Below are 15,774 nucleotides of genomic sequence, written 5' to 3'. Positions count from 1 at the left end.
CCATCCGATGATCGACAACTAGGAGCCGCGATGCGTGTCGCCCTGTTCCTGACCTGCGTCAACGACACGCTCTATCCGGACACCGGGCGCGCCGTGGTGAAACTGCTGACCAGGCTGGGCGTCGAGGTCGACTTCCCGATGGCCCAGACCTGCTGCGGGCAGGCGCACTACAACACCGGATACCGCCATGAGACCGAGCCGCTGGCCCGGCATTTCTCCGATGTCTTCGCGGACTACGAGGCGATCGTGACGCCGTCCGGTTCCTGCGGGGCGATGGTGCGGGAGCTGTATCCGCGGATGGGTGAGCGGGCCCGGGCCGAGGGGCGCGGAGACTCGCTCGCGGCGACCCTGGAGCGGGTGGTGCCGAAGACGTACGAGCTGACGGAGTTCCTGGTGGACGTCCTGGGCGTGACCGACGTCGGCGCCTGCTATCCGCACCGGGTCACCTATCACCCCACCTGTCACGGGCTGCGCAGCCTCGGTCTCGGGGACCGTCCGCGCCGTCTGCTGGAGGCCGTGAAGGGCCTGGAGCTGGTCGAGCTGCCGGGCGCCGAGGAGTGCTGCGGGTTCGGCGGCACCTTCGCCCTGAAGAACGCCGACGTCTCGGCGGCGATGGGCACGGACAAGGTGCGCAACGCCGAGTCGACCGGCGCCGAGGTGCTGTGCGCGGCCGACAACTCCTGTCTGATGCACATCGGCGGCACGATGACGCGGCTCGACAGCGGGATGCGGCCGGTGCACATCGCGGAGATCCTGGCCAGCACGGAAGAGGAGCCTGCGGCATGAGCGGGACGTTCGTCGGGATGCCGGCCTTCCCGAAGGCCGCGCACGAGGCGGTGGGCAACCAGACGCTGCGCGGGAACCTGCGCCACGCCACGCACACCATCCGGGCCAAGCGGGCCAAGGCCGTGGCGGAGGTGTCCGACTGGGCGGCGCTGCGGGAGGCCGGCAAGCGGATCAAGGACCACACGCTGCGTCATCTCGACCGGTATCTGGAGCAGTTGGAGGAGTCGGTCACGGCCGCGGGCGGCACGGTGCACTGGGCGGCCGACGCCGAGGAGGCCAACCGGATCGTCGCTCAACTGGTCAAGGAGACGGGCGAGTCGGAGGTCGTCAAGGTCAAGTCGATGGCCACACAGGAGATCGGGCTCAACGAGGCTCTGGAGGCGGAGGGCATCCGCGCCTACGAGACCGATCTCGCCGAGCTGATCGTGCAGTTGGGCAAGGACCGGCCCTCGCACATCCTGGTCCCGGCCATCCACCGCAACCGCGGTGAGATCCGGGACATCTTCGAGCGCGAGATGAGCGAGTGGGGCCGCCCGGCACCGGAGGGCCTCACCGACACGCCCGCGGAGCTCGCCGAGGCGGCCCGTCTCCATCTGCGCGAGAAGTTCCTGCGCGCCAAGGTCGGCATCTCCGGCGCCAACTTCATGGTCGCCGAGACCGGCACGCTGGTGGTCGTCGAGTCCGAGGGCAACGGACGGATGTGCCTCACCCTGCCCGAGACGCTGATCTCGGTCGTCGGCATCGAGAAGATCGTGCCGACCTGGCGGGACCTGGAGGTCTTCCTGCAGACCCTCCCCCGCTCCTCGACGGCCGAGCGCATGAACCCGTACACCTCGATGTGGACCGGCACGACCGACGGGGACGGCCCGCAGACCTTCCATCTGGTCCTGCTCGACAACGGCCGCACCGACACCCTCGCCGACGAGGTCGGCCGGCAGGCCCTGCGCTGCATTCGCTGCTCGGCCTGCCTCAATGTCTGCCCGGTGTACGAACGGGCGGGCGGCCACGCCTACGGCTCGGTCTACCCGGGCCCGATCGGCGCCATCCTCAGCCCCCAACTGCGCGGCACGGCAAGCGAGATCGACGCCTCACTGCCGTACGCGTCGAGTCTGTGCGGTGCCTGCTACGAGGTGTGCCCGGTCGCGATCGACATCCCCGAGGTGCTGGTGCATCTGCGCGAGCGGGTCGTGGAGGGCGGGCAGGTGGTCCGCGAGGGCAACAAGGTGGTATTGCAGCCCGCGAAGGGTCATGCCGCCGAGCGGACCGCGATGCGTGCCGCACGCTGGGCGTTCACCCACCCCGGCGCCCTGCGCACTGGCCAGCGCCTCGCCTCCCGCACGCGCCGACTGCATCCGCGCACCCTGCCCGGGCCGGGCAGGGCATGGAGCGACAGCCGGGACCTGCCGGCGGTTCCGGCCGAGCCGTTCCGGGACTGGTGGCAGCGGACCAACGGTGGAAAGGGCGGCGCCAAGTGAGCAGCAGGGAACGGGTTCTGGGCCGGGTGCGGCGGGCGCTCGCCGACGTACCGAAGGACGACACGCCGTACGAGCAGGTGGTTCCGCGCGACTATCTGCGGGAGCACGGCGAGCGGAGTGTCGAGGAGACGGTGAACCTCCTCGCCGAGAATCTGGCGGACTACCGGGCGCTCGTGCACCGCACGACGACGGACGAACTGCCGTACCTCATCATGCGGTTGCTCGCCGAGCGGGGACCCCAGTACGTGCTGGTGCCGCCGTGGCTGCCGCCCGAGTGGATGTCGGCCGCCGACCCCACCAGGGTCCACGACCGTGCGGTGAGCACGCCGCACGAGCTGGACAAGGTGGACAGTGTCGTCACCGGCTGCGCCGTCGCCATCGCCGAGACCGGCACCATCGTCCTCGACGGCTCCCCCGACCAGGGCCGCCGCCGCATCACCCTGGTCCCCGACCACCACATCTGTGTCGTACGGGTCCCGGAGCAGGTCGTCTCCTCCGTGCCCCAGGCTCTCGAACGCCTCGACCCGGCCCGCCCGTTGACGTGGATCTCCGGTCCGTCGGCGACCAGTGACATCGAGCTGGACCGGGTCGAGGGGGTGCACGGTCCGCGCACCCTGGAGGTGGTGCTGGTGAGCGATCAGCCGAGCGCCGACGTCAACTCGTAGGCCCCGGACGGGAGTCGGTACGAAGCCGTGCCGTCCGCGAAGCCCAGGAACTTCACGCCCCGCACCCGGGCGAGCGGGGTGCGGCCCTCGCGGACGGTGTCCGGATCGGTGGTGGGGATGCGCAGGGTGGCCGTGCTGTTGGCGGGCACGGTGGCCCGGTAGGTCAGCCGCCGGTCCGTGGCCGACCAGGCGCTGGTGATCTCGCCGTACGGGGACAGGTGCGAGCCCGACACCTGGGTGATCTTGCCCGTCGGGTCGACGTGCGGCCGCAGGAAGAAGTGCTTGAATCCGGGCTCGGCCGGATCCTTGGCGATGCCGGCCATGCTCTCGTACATCCACTCCATGATCGCGCCGTAGGAGTAGTGGTTGAACGAGTTCATGTCGACCGGGCCGAACCCGTCCTTCTTGGAGTACGAGTTCCAGCGCTCCCAGACGGTGGTGGCGCCGTTCTCCACCGAGAACAGCCAGGACGGCATCGCGTCCTGGTGCAGCAGTTTGTACGCCAGGTCGACGCGGCCCTCGTCGGTGAGGACCGGGGCCAGGACGTTCACGCCGAGGAAGCCGACGGAGAGGGTGTTCTCGGCGTACTTGACCCGTGTGCTGTCGGGGTGGGCGGCCTTGTAGGCCGCGTCGTTGCCGATGTTGTCGGCGAGCATCGCCACCAGCTCGCGGCGCTGGGCCTCGGTGTCGTAGAAGCCGAGTTTGAGGATCCACAGCAGCGACGTCTGCGTGTTGTCCTCCGGCTTGCCGCCCGTGGACGGCGCGTTGCCGAGGCTGGAGCGGACGGTGATCTTCCCGGTGGCCGGGTCGGTGACGACGTACTTGGTGATGAACGCACGCTTGATGTGGCCGAACAGGTCCTCGTAGGCGGCGGTTTCGGCGGTGCGGCCGGTGGCGCGGGCCATGTCGATCATGAGGCGGGCGCTGTGGCCGTAGTAGAGGTCGCTGATGAACTGGGTGCTGGTGTCCTGGAAGGCGAGCCAGTCGCCGAAGATCGCGCCCTGCCCTGCGTAGGTGTCGCCGGTGCGCGCGTGGATCCAGTCCATGTACGCCGTCATCGCCGCCCAACTGCGGTCGACGATCGTGGTGTCGCCGGACATCTGCCAGACGGTCCACGGCACGACCACGCCGACGTCGGCCCAACCGCTGGCCGGTTCGGGCCCGTTGTAGCGGTTGCCGGGGGCGACGTGGGTGAACTGGGTGCCGTCCGCGCCGTAGGTCTTCTGGGACTCGATCAGGGTGTCCTCGAAGTGGCTGAGGAAGTTGACGGCGTCGGCGTTGTAGAGGCCGGTGTTGGAGAAGAGCTGGGTGTCGCCGGTCCAGCCGAGGCGTTCGTCGCGCTGCGGGCAGTCGGTGGGCACCCACAGGTAGTTGCCGCGCTGGCCCCAATGGACGTTGCTGATGAGCTGGTTGACGGTGGCGTCGTCGGTGCTGATCGCGCCGGTCTCGCGGATCGCGGAGGTGGCGACCTTGCCGGTCAGTCCGGTGAGGGTGACGGTGTCGGTCGCGGTGACGGAGGCGTAGCGGAAGCCGTAGAAGGTGAGGGAGTCCTGGTGGGTCTCCCCCGCCGGGTCGCCCTTGAGGGTGTAGGTGCTGGTGGCTTTGGCGGAGCGCAGGTTGGCGCGGTAGACCGAGCCCTCGGGGCCGTCGGCGCCCGCGCTCGTGTCGTTGAGCATCTCGCCCAGTTTGAGGGTGACTTGGGCGCCGGCCGGGCCGCGCAGGCTGTAGCGGGGGACGCCGACCATGTTCTGGCCGAGGTCGACCACGGCGGTGTCGCCGGGGTGCAGGGTGACCTGGGCGGTGGCGGCCTTCGCCGGGTCGGTGACCGTGCGGGCGGGGTCGACGACGACGTGGCCCCTGCCGTTGGGGCTGCCGGCCTCGCCGGTGACCCCGGTGTACACGGTGACCGACTGCGGGCGCCGGTCCCAGCGGGACATCAGCCGGGCGCTCTCGCCCGGGTAGGCGACCAGCTTGGCGTCCGGGAACCTGCGAGCGTACGGGTGTTCCTCGGTGCCTGCCCACGCGGAGGCGTCGAAGCCGCTCGCGGTCCAGCCGGGTATCTCCTTGCGGGCGTCGTAGGTCTGCCCGTCGTAGATGTCGTCGGCGCGGTAGGGGCCGGTGTCCGTGGCCCGCCAGTCGTCGCCGGGTGTGGTCACGACGGTCTGCGTGGAGCCGTCGGCGTAGCGGATCAGCAACTTGGCCTTGAGGGCGAGAGGGTTGCCGTCCCTGGACCAGTAGACGCTGTTCTCGCCGATGCGGCCGTTGTACCAGCCGTTGCCGAGCACGGCCGCGAGCGTGACCTGTCGGTCCTGGCCGATCAGCTCGGTGACGTCGTAGGTCAGGTAGCTGACGGTGGTGTCGTAGTTGGTCCAGCCCGGGGTGAGCAGTTCGGGGGTCGTGCCGCCGTCCTGCGGTGCCTCGACGCGCCGGCCGTTGACGTAGGCCTCGTACACGCCGAGAGCGGAGACGTAGAGCCGGGCCTCGCTCACCCGGCGGCCCTTGAGAGCCGTCTCCCGTCTGAGCAGTGGCGATCCGGCGCTGCCTGGCGCCTTGCCCGCCATGCTGATCCACTTCGCGCCGTCCCAGCCGGTCACGCCGTCGGTGCTGAGCAGACCGGTCTCGAAGTGGGCGGGCGGGGCGGCCGGGAGGGGACGGCCGCGCTCGTCCCACACCTGAACCGTCCAGTGGTGGCGGGTCGAGGGGCGCAGCGCGTTTCCGGCGTAGCGGATGGCCACCGAGTCGGCGGCGGCGATCCGGCCGCTGTCCCAGACGTCGGCGCGGCCCCGGACCAGGCGTTCGGCCGAGGACGCGACGAGGATGCGGTACGCGGACTGGCGCCGGCCCCGGGCCGAGGAGGCCATGCGCCAGCCGAAGCGCGGGTGGGCGGCGTCCACGCCCAGGGGGTTCGTGCGGTGCTCGACGGTCAGGCCCTCGACGGCAGCGCGCTCCCCGAGCGGCGCGGCCTCGGCCGGTACGGCGCCTGCCGTGCCACCGGCGAGGGCGACGGGCACCACGCCCAGCGCGGTGGTGAGCACCGTTCTCCGGCGCACTGTCCTGCCGTTCCTGTTGTCGACTCCGTCGGTCATGCCGTGTCCCTTCGGCTGGTCGGAGTTGTAACGTTTCAGAGCGGTCGACGGTGAAGCTAGTGGCAGTTGGGGCGGCCGTCTACCGTTCGGGCAGCGGAAATTGCGTACAGGCTCCAACAATGGCCGAATGCGTCAAGCCCGTTCATTGAAACCGTTCAAAAACGGAGCGAGGGCTTCATCCCCGGTGGGACGCCGCTGAAGGGCCGAGCGGGAGCCGCGCCGTTAGCGTGTGATCATGATCCGGTTCGAGCAGGTCACCAAGCGGTATCCGGACGGTACGACGGCCGTGGACGACCTGAGTTTCGAGGTGTCCGAGGGCGAACTCGTCACGCTCGTCGGGCCCTCCGGCTGCGGCAAGACGACCACCATGATGATGGTCAACCGGCTCATCGAGCCGACCTCCGGGCGGATCCTCGTGAACGGCGAGGACATCGCCGGGGTCGACCCCGTGCGGCTGCGGCGGCGGATCGGCTACGTCATCCAGCAGGTCGGGCTCTTCCCGCACCGCACAGTCCTCGACAACACGGCGACCGTGCCCGCGCTGATCGGCTGGAAGCGGGCGAGGGCCCGCGAGCGGGCCGCCGAGCTGCTCGATCTGGTGGGCCTCGACCCCAAGCGGTACGGGCCGCGCTATCCCGACCAGCTCTCCGGCGGCCAGCGGCAACGGGTCGGCGTGGCGCGGGCCCTCGCCGCCGACCCGCCGGTGCTGCTGATGGACGAGCCGTTCGGTGCCGTCGACCCCGTCGTGCGGGAGCAGTTGCAGGACGAGTTCCTGCGGATGCAGGCGGCGGTGCGCAAGACGGTGCTGCTGGTCACGCACGACATCGAGGAGGCGGTACGGCTCGGCGACCGGATCGCCGTGTACGGGCAGGGGCGGATCGAGCAGTTCGACACGCCCGGCGCGGTGCTCGGCACCCCGGCGACGCCGTATGTCGCCGGGTTCGTCGGCGCCGACCGGGGGCTGAAGCGGCTGTCGGTCACCGAGATCGAGGCCGACGACCTGGAGCAGCCACCGGTCGCGCGGCTGGACGAGACGGGCGAGAACGCGGCAGAGCGACTGCGGGCGGAGGGGGCGCGCTGGGCCGTCGTCCTCGACACGCAGGGCGATCTGCACGGCTGGGTCGGCATCGACGACCTCGGCACGTCCCGTCCGGTCGGGGACCGGGTGCACCGGATGAAGGCCTGGGTGCCCGTGGGCGCGCCCCTCAAGCAGGCGTTCGGCGTGATGCTCCAGCACGACGCCGGGTGGGTCGCGGTGCTGGACGGCTCACGCTTCCTGGGCGTGCTGACCCCGGCGAAACTGCACGAGGCGCTACGGCGCTCGGTGGACGCGGACGCGCTGGGCGTGACGCGGGGTCAGGTGGACTTCGAATCGGTGGCGGACGCGTGACGACCCGCCAGCGCGTCGCACGGTGAGGCGCGGTTCAGCTTCAGCTGTAGGCCACGGGACACTTCAGCTGTAGGCCACGGGACATCCGTGGCGCATCGAGTGCTGTGCCGCCCGTAGATAGAGCGCCACGTAGAAGGCGGTGTCCAGGTCCTCGGACCAGGGCCCGGGCCGGGTGGCCGCGAGTGCCTCCGCCTCCCCTTCGAGGAACCAGAACGTCAGTCCGAGATTTCCCGCTTCCTCCGGCACCTCGGCGGGCAGGCCGAGGATCGTGGCCAGCCGCTGGGCGAGGGCGAGCACCTGCGGCGCTCCCGCGATCACCGTCGTGTCCGTGTAGCCCGAGGCGATGGGCAGTCGTATCTCCTCGTCGAGCGAGACCGGCACCAGCACCGACCAGTCGCTGAGGGTCTGCTGCTCCGCCGGCGTCAGATGCGCCCGGCACAGCGCGGCGAACCCGTCCATGGAAGGGCCGAGCTTCTCCTCGAACCAGGCCGGCTCCTCCCTCGCCGCGACCTCGTACGGCGGAAGCCCCCGCCGCCGCAGCTCGGCGTCGAGCCCAGCGGCGATCTCCACCTTGCCGCCCTCCTCCTCGGCGTCGGACCATTCCTGCGCACTCACATTGACCAGATAGACACCCATGCCCGCAAGGTACAAGCCGCCACTGACAACGCCCGCGCCTACTTGAGGAGACCGCCTACTTGAGGCAACCGCCTACTTGAGCAGACCGCCTACCTGAGCAGACCCTTGTCCCGCAGATAGCTGCGCGCCACGTCCTTCGCCAACCGCCGCCAGCTGTCGACCTGCTCGTTCATGGAGGCGAGATCGGCGGTGGTGAGCACGTCGTTGAGCCGGTCGAGCGCGGCGGCGGCGCCCTTGCCGCCCGCGCGGGAGCGGTTGACGACGGGGACGACGTAGTCGGCGTTCTGGAGGTGCTTGTCGTCGGCGAGGAGGACCAGGCCGAAGCCGGGGAGCGTCGCGTCGGTCGTGGTGGTCAGCACCAGCTGGTCCTCGCCGCTCTGCACGGCACGCTTGGCCTGGGTGGTGCCGACGCCCTTGGGGTCCACGGCGGTGACGCGGATGCCGTAGGTCTTCTTCAACCCGGGTTCGCAGTACGGCCGTTGCACGCACTCGTCGCCCGCCGCGAGCCGCACGCGCAGGCCCGAGGCGCCGAGGTCGCCGAGGGTTCTCAGGCCGTGTTTGCGGGCGTAGGACGCGCTCACCGCGAAGGCGTTCTGGTCGACGGCGCGTCCGGCGTCGAGGACGGTGAGGCCGCGGGGCGCCGCCAGTTCGCGCAGGGCCCCCATCGTGGCGCCGAGGTCGGGCGAGCCGACCGGGGCCGCGTCGGCCCCGTGGGTCTTGGCGTTGAGCCAGTCGGCGAAGGTGGCCGCGTATTCGGGCACGACGTCGATCTGGCCCGATTCCAGGGCGGGTTCGTACAGTTCGCGGTTGGCGACCGTGAGCAGGGACGTCTTGTAGCCGGCCTTGTCGAGCAGCAGGGCGTACATCTGCGCGAGCAGGTCGCTCTCGGTGAAGCCGGCCGAGCCGATGGTCAGATGGTGGCTGTCGCCGGGTGGCGCGGTGACCTCTTCCTGGGTCTCCAGGGACGGTCCGGTGGTGCAGCCGGCGAGCAACAGCACGGTGGTCAGCGCGAGCGGCCGTTTCATCGCGCGCTCCGTGCCCAGTGCGGTGCCAGGCGTTCCGCCGTCTCGAAGATTGCCTCCACGATCAGCGCGAAGGCGGCGACAAGGATCGCTCCGGCGACCACCTGCGGGGTGCTGGCGAGGTTGAAGCCCGCGGTGATGATCCGGCCGAGTCCGCCCCCGCCCGCCAGGGCGGCGATGGTCGCGGTCGCCACGAGCTGGACGGCGGCGATCCGCACCCCGTTCATGATCATGGGGAGGGCGAGGGGCAGCTCCACCCGGAACAACATCTGCCGGCCCGTCATCCCCATGCCCCGTGCGGCCCGTACGACGTCGCGGTCCACCTCGCGCATGCCGACGTAGGCGTTGGTGAGCAGGGGCGGCACGGCGAACAGCACCAGGGCGAGGACCGTCGGGCCCTCGCCCCAGTTGCCGACCGGCGTCAGCAGCAGCAGGACGAGGACGGCGAAGGTGGGGATCGCGCGCCCCGCGTTGGAGATGTTGACCGCGAGCGCGCCGCCCTTGCCGAGGTGGCCCAGGACCAGCGCGACCGGCAGGGCGATCAGGCAGCTGACGGCCAGGCAGACGACGGTCAGCACCAGGTGCTGCACGAGCCGGTGCCCGATGCCGTCGTCGCCCGGCCAGTGGGCGGGGTCGGTGAGCCAGTGCCAGGCGTCGGTCAGGGTCGTCATGAGCGGGCCGCCCTGGTCCACGGGGTGAGCAGGCGCTGGATGCCGAGGAGCAGGACGTCGGCGACGACCGCGATCACCACGCACAGCACGGACGCGGTCAGCACCTGTGCCTTGAAGTAGGTGTTCATGCCGGAGTAGATGAGGTTGCCCAGGCCCCCGAAGCCGACGATCGCGCCCACCGTGACCAGGGAGACGGCCGAGACCGTGGCGACGCGCAGTCCGGCCATCGCGGCGGGCACGGCGAGCGGCAGTTCGACGGTGAGCAGCAGACGGATCGGGCCGTAGCCCATGCCGCGCGCGGCCTGCCGGGTCTCCTCGGGCACCGCCCGCAGCCCGGCCAGGATGTTGCGCACGAGCAGGGTCAGCGAGTACAGGACGAGTCCGGCGACGACCAGGCTCGCCGAGAGACCGTAGACGGGCAGGAGCAGCGAGAACATCGCCAGCGACGGGATCGTGTAGAGGATCGTCGTGACGGCGAGGACGGGCGCCGCCGACCAGCGCCAGCGGCGCGCCAGCACCGCCAGGGGAACGGCCAGGACCAGGCCGATGAGCACGGAGATCCCGGTCAGCTGCAGATGCTGCAGGACCGCGTCGAGGAGGATCTGGCGGCGGGTGCTCAGATACTCACCGCAGATCCACTCGTTGCGCGCGAGGCAGTCGTCCGGTGGCCCGGTCACGGCTCCATTGCACCGGCGGGCGGCGGGCCCGGCGCGTTGTGGTGACCCGTACGGGGGTGTCGCCGCCCGCACGGGTGGTGCTGGGTACACCCCGCGATACGGGTTCTGCGCCCCATGTGGTCCGGCCTCGCTCTCCGTAGCTTCGTGGACAGGGCACAGGGGGTGCCGGACGGAGAGTGATGACGATGTTTCGCGCAGGTTCGCGACGCACGCAGGACACGGGACCCGCCGCCGAGGCGCTGCGGCTGGTCAAGGTCAGCAAGACGTACGGCACGGACGGCGGCGCCGTGAAGGCCCTGGACGGGGTCACTCTGGGGCTCGGCCGTGGCACGTTCACCGCGGTGATGGGGCCGTCCGGCTCGGGCAAGTCCACGCTGCTGCAGTGCGCGGCGGGGCTGGACCGGCCGGACAGCGGCATCGTGCAGGTGGACGGCACCGAGCTGACGGCCGGGAGCGAGGCCGAGTTGACCCGGTTCCGGCGCGGCCGGATCGGGTTCGTCTTCCAGCAGTACAACCTCCTGGACACCCTGACGGTCGCGCAGAACACGGTGCTGCCGCTCAAGCTCGCCGGGCAGCGCGTGGACCGCGGGCGGGCCCGGGAGGTGCTTACGCAGGTCGGTCTCGGCGACCGTCTCGGGCACCGTCCCGGCCAGCTGTCGGGCGGCCAGCGGCAGCGTGTGGCGATCGCCCGGGCGCTGGTCGCGGAGCCCCGGGTGATCTTCGCGGACGAGCCGACGGGCGCGCTGGACACCCGCAGTGCCCGCGATGTGCTGCGGCTGCTGCAGGAGGCGGTACGGGTGCACGGCCGGACCGTGGTGATGGTGACGCACGACCCGGTGGCCGCCTCCTACGCCGACGCCGTGCTGTTCCTGGCGGACGGGCGGCTGGTGGGCCGGATGGACGCGCCGACCGCGGACGCGGTGGCGGAGCGCCTCGCGCACCTGGGCGACGACGTGACGGTGGGGGTGTGAGCGATGTTCGTACTGGCGATGCGATCGGTCCGGCAGCGGCCCGGGCGCTTTCTCGCGACGCTGTTGTCCGCCTTCCTGGGCGCGGCGATCGTCATGATGTTCAACTCGCTGCGGGACACGGCCGGACAGGCCGGCGTGGACCCGGTCAGCCACGACATCCTGAGCACGTCGGCGAGCGTGGTCGGCGGCTACGGCACCCTGCTGGTGTTCTTCGCCGTCGCCTCCACGCTCACGGTCAACGTCCGTCAGCGCACTGCCGAGTTGGAGCTGCTGCGCTGCTCGGGGGCGACCCCGGCGCAGATCAAGCGGATGGTCGTGGGTGAGGCGGTGGCCGTGGCGCTGATCGGGGCGGTGCTCGCGATCGGCCCGGCGATGCTCGGCGGACGGGCGCTGCTGGACGCCTTCCAGGACAGCGGGCAGGTCGCGCGGTCGGTGGACTACTCGTTCGGGGTGTACGCGCTGGACTCGGGCATCGCGGTCACGCTGCTCGCGGCGGCGGGCGCCGCCTTCCTCACCGTACGGCGGGCCACGCGCCGGCGTGAACAGCGGGGCAGGGCACGGACGTTGCTCGCCTACGCGGCTCTCGGTGTCGGCGGTGTGTCGGCGCTGTCGACGTTCGCGTTCTCGGCGAAGGACGCCGCGCTGATGGCGCCGCCCGCGTACGGCGCGATCCTGCTGTCGGTCGGTTTCGCGCTGCTGGCGCCCCGGCTGCTGAAGGGGGCGCTGGACCGACTTGAACTGACCGGCGCGAGCGGCTGGTTGGCGGTGCGCAATCTGCGCGAGCGGGCGGACCATCTCGCGGGGATCCTGATGTCGCTGATCCTGTTCACCGCGATGGCCACGGCAACGCTCTACATGCAGGCGGTCGAGAGCGACGCCATCGAGTCCTCGGGGCTGAAGAAGTCCGTCGACGCCAAGAACCTTCAGACACTGAACCTCACGGTCGTCGGCATCATCGTGGTCTTCGTCTGCATCATGCTCGTCAACTCCCTGTACGCGGCGACCACTTACCGCCGCCGGGAGTTCGGCCAGCAGCGGCTGGCGGGCGCGACGCCCGGGCAGGTGCTGAGCACGGTGGGCGCCGAGACGCTGATCGTGACGGTCGTCGGGGTGTCCTTCGGGACGGTGGCGGCGCTCGCGGGGATCGTCCCGTTCACGATCGTCCGCAGCGACTCGGTACTGCCGCACCAGGGGTTCGGCATCTACGTCGCGGTCGTCGCGCTCGCGGTGGCGGTGACGCTGGGGACGAGCCTGGTGACGGCGCGGCGGGTGCTGCGGACTTCGGCGGGGGAGGCGGTGGGGCTCGCGGCGTGAGGGGTAGGCGCGGGGCCCGTCAGGGGGCGGGGGCGGTTGCTGCGGCGGCCGCCCCCTTCGCCGTGCCGCGGCCGTAGCGCTGCGCCACGGTCGTTCGGCTATGCCACGCCCGCCGCGTCCAGCAGGGTCGTCGCCGTCGCCATGGTGAGTCCGTCCAGCTTCTCGATTCGGGCTCCGGCGCGGGCGCTGGCACCGTCGAAGACCAGCATCAGCTGACGGGCCAGGAGCTCCGGGTCCCGGGCGCCGCCGAGCTCCGCCTCCGCGCGGAACGCCCCCTGCAGCCGCTCCTTGGCGTCGCGGGCCACCAGGCTCGCCGGGTGCTCGGGGTTCTTCAGCTCGACCAGGGCGGCCAGAAAGGGACAGCCCTGGTAGTCGGGCTCGACCGACATCTTCTCGGCCTTCTCGAAGACGTACAGGATGCGTTCGCGCGGCGTACGGACCTCGTCCGGGCCGGGGGTGAGCTGGGCCGCGTATCCGGGTGCGCGGCGCTCCAGACTCGCCGCGAGCACCTCGTCCTTGCTCGCGAAGAGCTGGTACATCGACCTCTTGGAGACTCCGGCCGTCCTGCACAGGGCCTCGACGCCGATGGAGACGCCGTCGCGGTAGAAGAGCTCGGCGGCCGCGTCGAGCAGCCGGTCCTTCGTGGAGGCCTTGTCCGTCGTGGTCATACGGCGAGGTTACCTCCGCCGACGGCGACATGGAAACCGATCGGTATACCGACGGCCACCGCGAAGGAGCGACCTCGCCCACGGAGCCGCGTGACAGATTCGGTGAACAAGCGCTTAGATAGTAGTTCCGTCCGTTTCCCGAGCCGTGTAGAGCCGTGTCGCGCTGGAGGCCCCGTTGCTGTTCACATCCGTCGACGACGTCTCCGAGCGCCTGGCCGCGACCGGATACCTCGCCTCGCCCGCGGTCGCCACGACCGTCTTCCTCGCCGACCGCCTGGGCAAGCCGCTGCTGGTGGAGGGCCCCGCCGGCGTCGGCAAGACCGAGCTCGCCAAGGCCGTGGCCGAGGTGGCCGGGGCGCGGCTGGTCCGGCTGCAGTGCTACGAGGGCGTGGACGAGTCCCGGGCGCTGTACGAGTGGAACCACGCCAAGCAGCTGCTGCGGATCAGCGCGGGCCGCGACGAGTCGTGGGACGAGACGCGCACCGACATCTTCAGCGAGGAGTTCCTGCTCACCCGCCCGCTGCTCACGGCGATCCGCGGCGACGACCCCAAGGTGCTGCTGATCGACGAGACCGACAAGGCCGATGTCGAGGTGGAGGGCCTGCTGCTCGAGGTGCTGAGCGACTTCCAGGTCACCGTCCCCGAGCTGGGCACGATCACCGCGACCCGCCGCCCCTTCGTCGTCCTCACCTCGAACGCGAGCCGCGAGCTGTCCGAGGCACTGCGCCGCCGCTGCCTGTTCCTGCACATCGGCTTCCCGGACGAGGAGCTGGAGCAGCGGATCGTACGGCTGAAGGTGCCCGGCCTGGACGAGGCGCTGGCCTCCTCCGTGGTCCGGGTGGTCGGTGCGCTGCGCGCCATGGATCTGCGCAAGGTGCCCTCGGTCGCCGAGACGATCGACTGGGCGCGCACGCTGCTCGCGCTCGGCGCCGACACGCTGGACGAGACCGTCGTGCACGACAGTCTGGGCGTCCTGCTCAAGCATCAGGACGACGTCCTCAAGGCGGCGGCCAAGCTCGACCTGGACGCCGTGTGACCGCCCCCGAAGTGACCGCCCTTGGCGTGGCGGAGCGCCTGACCTCCCTGGTCGGGGCGCTGCGGGCGCACGGCATGCGGATCGGCACCGGCGAGACCGTGGACGCGGCGCAGGCGGTGGCGGCGCTGGGTCTGGCCGACCGGGAGACGCTGCGGGAGGGCCTGGCCGCGACGCTGCTGCACGGCACGGTCCAACGGCAGGTGTTCGACCCGGTCTTCGACCTGTACTTCCCGAGCGGCATCGGCGCGCCCGACAGCGGGCCCGCGGACCGGGAGGAGCTGCGCGAGCGGCTCGCCGAGGCGCTGGCGGCGGGCGACGAGGCCCTGATGGCGCGGCTGGCGGCCGAGGCCGTGGACGGCTTCGGCGGTTACGGCTCCTCCCCCGGTTCGGACGGCTGGTCCTCGCAGCAGACGCTCGACCGGCTCCGCCCGCAGACGCTGTTCGCCCGCGTCCGCGACAACCTCCGTGCGCAGGGCGGCACTTCGGGGTTCACCGACCGGCTGCTCGAGGACGAGATCAGGCGGCGTATCGAGACCTTCCGGCGGCAGGTGGCCACCGAGGCGCGGCGCCGGGTCGCCGAGCGGCGCGACCGGGACCAACTGGCCCGGCGCGCGGTGGCCACGACGCCCGACCGGCTCGACTTCCTGTATGCGGGCAAGCTCCAACTGGCCGAGCTGCGCCGCATGGTTCAGCCGCTGGCCCGCAAGCTCGCCACCCGGCTCGCGGCCCGCAGACGGCGTGCCGCACGCGGCAGCATCGACCTGCGCCGCACCCTGCGCGGCTCGCTGTCCACCGGCGGTGTGCCGGTCAAGCCGGTGCTGCGCCGGCGCCGTCCCGTACGGCCCGAACTGGTGCTGTTGTGCGATGTGTCGGGCTCGGTGTCCGGGTTCTCCGACTTCACGATGCTGCTGGTGCAGGCGCTGCACGACCAGTTCAGCAAGGTGCGGGTGTTCGCCTTCGTCAACCGGCTCGACGAGGTGACCCCGCTTCTCGAACACGGCGCCGCCGACCCCCAGGGTCTGGGCGCGCGCATCCAGGCGGAGGCGACCCTCACGGGCTGGCACGGCAGCAGTGACTACGGCGTCGCGCTGGGCGAGTTCGCCGAACGGTACGGCGCCGCGGTCGGCCCGCGCACCACGGTGTTCGTGCTCGGTGACGCCCGTACGAACATGAGCGACCCGAACCTCGCGGCGGTGCGGCAGATCGCCGAACGCTCCCGGCGCGTCTACTGGTTGAACCCCGAGCCGCGCGCCCAGTGGGGCACGGGCGACTCCGCCGCGCCCGAGTACGCGGAGCTGGTGGAGATGCACGAGTGCCGCAACGCCCGCCAGCTCGGCGCACTCATCACCCGACTGCTCCCGGTCTGAGCGTCAGCTC

Annotated in this window: 14 protein-coding genes; 8 read left to right on the top strand and 6 right to left on the bottom strand. The window is 71.2% G+C overall.

The features are described from left to right. Positions 1–30: 30 nt before the first annotated feature. Genes JYK17_RS04335 through JYK17_RS04325 form a run of 3 tightly spaced genes read left to right on the top strand, consistent with a single transcriptional unit; the run spans position 31 to position 2,926 of the window. Entirely contained in the window at positions 31–786 is a 756-nt protein-coding gene (locus JYK17_RS04335; RefSeq protein WP_222809791.1) for a (Fe-S)-binding protein, read from the top strand. Continuing rightward, on the top strand, positions 783–2,261 hold the full coding sequence (locus tag JYK17_RS04330; RefSeq protein WP_108012460.1) for a LutB/LldF family L-lactate oxidation iron-sulfur protein: 1,479 nt from the start codon (positions 783–785) through the stop codon (positions 2,259–2,261). Before JYK17_RS04335 ends, JYK17_RS04330 begins: the two co-directional genes overlap by 4 nt. Then, positions 2,258–2,926, top strand: coding sequence for a LutC/YkgG family protein (locus tag JYK17_RS04325; protein WP_108012459.1), 669 nt, complete (start codon positions 2,258–2,260; stop codon positions 2,924–2,926). The genes JYK17_RS04330 and JYK17_RS04325 overlap by 4 nt, the downstream gene beginning before the upstream one ends. Here the strand turns inward: JYK17_RS04325 and JYK17_RS04320 are convergent. Next, positions 2,899–6,012: an alpha-L-rhamnosidase gene (locus tag JYK17_RS04320; RefSeq protein ID WP_108012458.1), complete on the bottom strand. Its 3,114-nt coding sequence runs from the start codon at positions 6,010–6,012 to the stop codon at positions 2,899–2,901. The two genes, JYK17_RS04325 and JYK17_RS04320, sit on opposite strands and share 28 nt — an antisense overlap. 235 nt (positions 6,013–6,247) lie before the next feature. Here JYK17_RS04320 and JYK17_RS04315 point away from each other — a divergent pair, with 235 nt between their 5' ends. Then, the gene (locus tag JYK17_RS04315; protein WP_222809790.1) at positions 6,248–7,402 is read left to right on the top strand and encodes an ABC transporter ATP-binding protein; all 1,155 of its coding nucleotides are present in this window, start codon (positions 6,248–6,250) and stop codon (positions 7,400–7,402) included. A gap of 63 nt (positions 7,403–7,465) precedes the next feature. Here JYK17_RS04315 and JYK17_RS04310 read toward each other — a convergent pair whose 3' ends face one another. From JYK17_RS04310 to JYK17_RS04295, 4 genes are all read right to left on the bottom strand, one after another. Continuing rightward, on the bottom strand, positions 7,466–8,038 hold the full coding sequence (locus JYK17_RS04310) for a hypothetical protein (RefSeq protein WP_108012457.1): 573 nt from the start codon (positions 8,036–8,038) through the stop codon (positions 7,466–7,468). Between the two features lie 89 nt (positions 8,039–8,127). Beyond that, positions 8,128–9,063 carry an ABC transporter substrate-binding protein gene (locus JYK17_RS04305; RefSeq protein WP_108012456.1) on the bottom strand — a complete coding sequence of 312 codons (936 nt, stop codon included), beginning with the start codon at positions 9,061–9,063 and terminating at the stop codon, positions 8,128–8,130. After that, entirely contained in the window at positions 9,060–9,731 is a 672-nt protein-coding gene (locus JYK17_RS04300; protein ID WP_108012524.1) for an ABC transporter permease, read from the bottom strand. The genes JYK17_RS04305 and JYK17_RS04300 overlap by 4 nt, the downstream gene beginning before the upstream one ends. Then, positions 9,728–10,408, bottom strand: coding sequence for an ABC transporter permease (locus JYK17_RS04295; protein ID WP_222809789.1), 681 nt, complete (start codon positions 10,406–10,408; stop codon positions 9,728–9,730). Before JYK17_RS04295 ends, JYK17_RS04300 begins: the two co-directional genes overlap by 4 nt. A 185-nt stretch (positions 10,409–10,593) precedes the next feature. Here JYK17_RS04295 and JYK17_RS04290 point away from each other — a divergent pair, with 185 nt between their 5' ends. Next, positions 10,594–11,379, top strand: coding sequence for an ABC transporter ATP-binding protein (locus JYK17_RS04290; protein ID WP_181362473.1), 786 nt, complete (start codon positions 10,594–10,596; stop codon positions 11,377–11,379). A gap of 3 nt (positions 11,380–11,382) precedes the next feature. Then, a complete protein-coding gene (locus tag JYK17_RS04285; RefSeq protein WP_108012453.1) occupies positions 11,383–12,693 on the top strand; it encodes an FtsX-like permease family protein in 1,311 nt (436 codons plus the stop codon). A 98-nt stretch (positions 12,694–12,791) separates the two neighbouring features. Here the strand turns inward: JYK17_RS04285 and JYK17_RS04280 are convergent, their stop codons facing one another. Next, a complete protein-coding gene (locus tag JYK17_RS04280; protein ID WP_108012452.1) occupies positions 12,792–13,361 on the bottom strand; it encodes a TetR/AcrR family transcriptional regulator in 570 nt (189 codons plus the stop codon). A 178-nt stretch (positions 13,362–13,539) separates the two neighbouring features. Between JYK17_RS04280 and JYK17_RS04275 the strand changes: the two genes are divergently transcribed. Then, the gene (locus tag JYK17_RS04275; RefSeq protein WP_108012523.1) at positions 13,540–14,397 is read left to right on the top strand and encodes an AAA family ATPase; all 858 of its coding nucleotides are present in this window, start codon (positions 13,540–13,542) and stop codon (positions 14,395–14,397) included. Beyond that, a complete protein-coding gene (locus JYK17_RS04270; protein WP_504739968.1) occupies positions 14,394–15,764 on the top strand; it encodes a vWA domain-containing protein in 1,371 nt (456 codons plus the stop codon). Before JYK17_RS04275 ends, JYK17_RS04270 begins: the two co-directional genes overlap by 4 nt. Positions 15,765–15,774: the final 10 nt, after the last annotated feature.

The organism is Streptomyces plumbidurans, from assembly GCF_019857225.1.
GTDB lineage: Bacteria > Actinomycetota > Actinomycetes > Streptomycetales > Streptomycetaceae > Streptomyces > Streptomyces plumbidurans.
This window is presented reverse-complemented; position numbering and strand designations above follow the sequence as displayed.

What these genes read in the sequence shown, in the direction of transcription:
- JYK17_RS04310 (WP_108012457.1), bottom strand. Translation starts at nt 8,038, where the DNA reads ATGGGTGTCTATCTGGTCAATGTGAGTGCGCAGGAATGGTCCGACGCC.
- JYK17_RS04320 (WP_108012458.1), bottom strand. Translation starts at nt 6,012, where the DNA reads ATGACCGACGGAGTCGACAACAGGAACGGCAGGACAGTGCGCCGGAGA.
- JYK17_RS04335 (WP_222809791.1), top strand. Translation starts at nt 31, where the DNA reads ATGCGTGTCGCCCTGTTCCTGACCTGCGTCAACGACACGCTCTATCCG.
- JYK17_RS04305 (WP_108012456.1), bottom strand. Translation starts at nt 9,063, where the DNA reads ATGAAACGGCCGCTCGCGCTGACCACCGTGCTGTTGCTCGCCGGCTGC.
- JYK17_RS04280 (WP_108012452.1), bottom strand. Translation starts at nt 13,361, where the DNA reads ATGACCACGACGGACAAGGCCTCCACGAAGGACCGGCTGCTCGACGCG.
- JYK17_RS04315 (WP_222809790.1), top strand. Translation starts at nt 6,248, where the DNA reads ATGATCCGGTTCGAGCAGGTCACCAAGCGGTATCCGGACGGTACGACG.
- JYK17_RS04285 (WP_108012453.1), top strand. Translation starts at nt 11,383, where the DNA reads ATGTTCGTACTGGCGATGCGATCGGTCCGGCAGCGGCCCGGGCGCTTT.
- JYK17_RS04290 (WP_181362473.1), top strand. Translation starts at nt 10,594, where the DNA reads ATGTTTCGCGCAGGTTCGCGACGCACGCAGGACACGGGACCCGCCGCC.
- JYK17_RS04330 (WP_108012460.1), top strand. Translation starts at nt 783, where the DNA reads ATGAGCGGGACGTTCGTCGGGATGCCGGCCTTCCCGAAGGCCGCGCAC.
- JYK17_RS04300 (WP_108012524.1), bottom strand. Translation starts at nt 9,731, where the DNA reads ATGACGACCCTGACCGACGCCTGGCACTGGCTCACCGACCCCGCCCAC.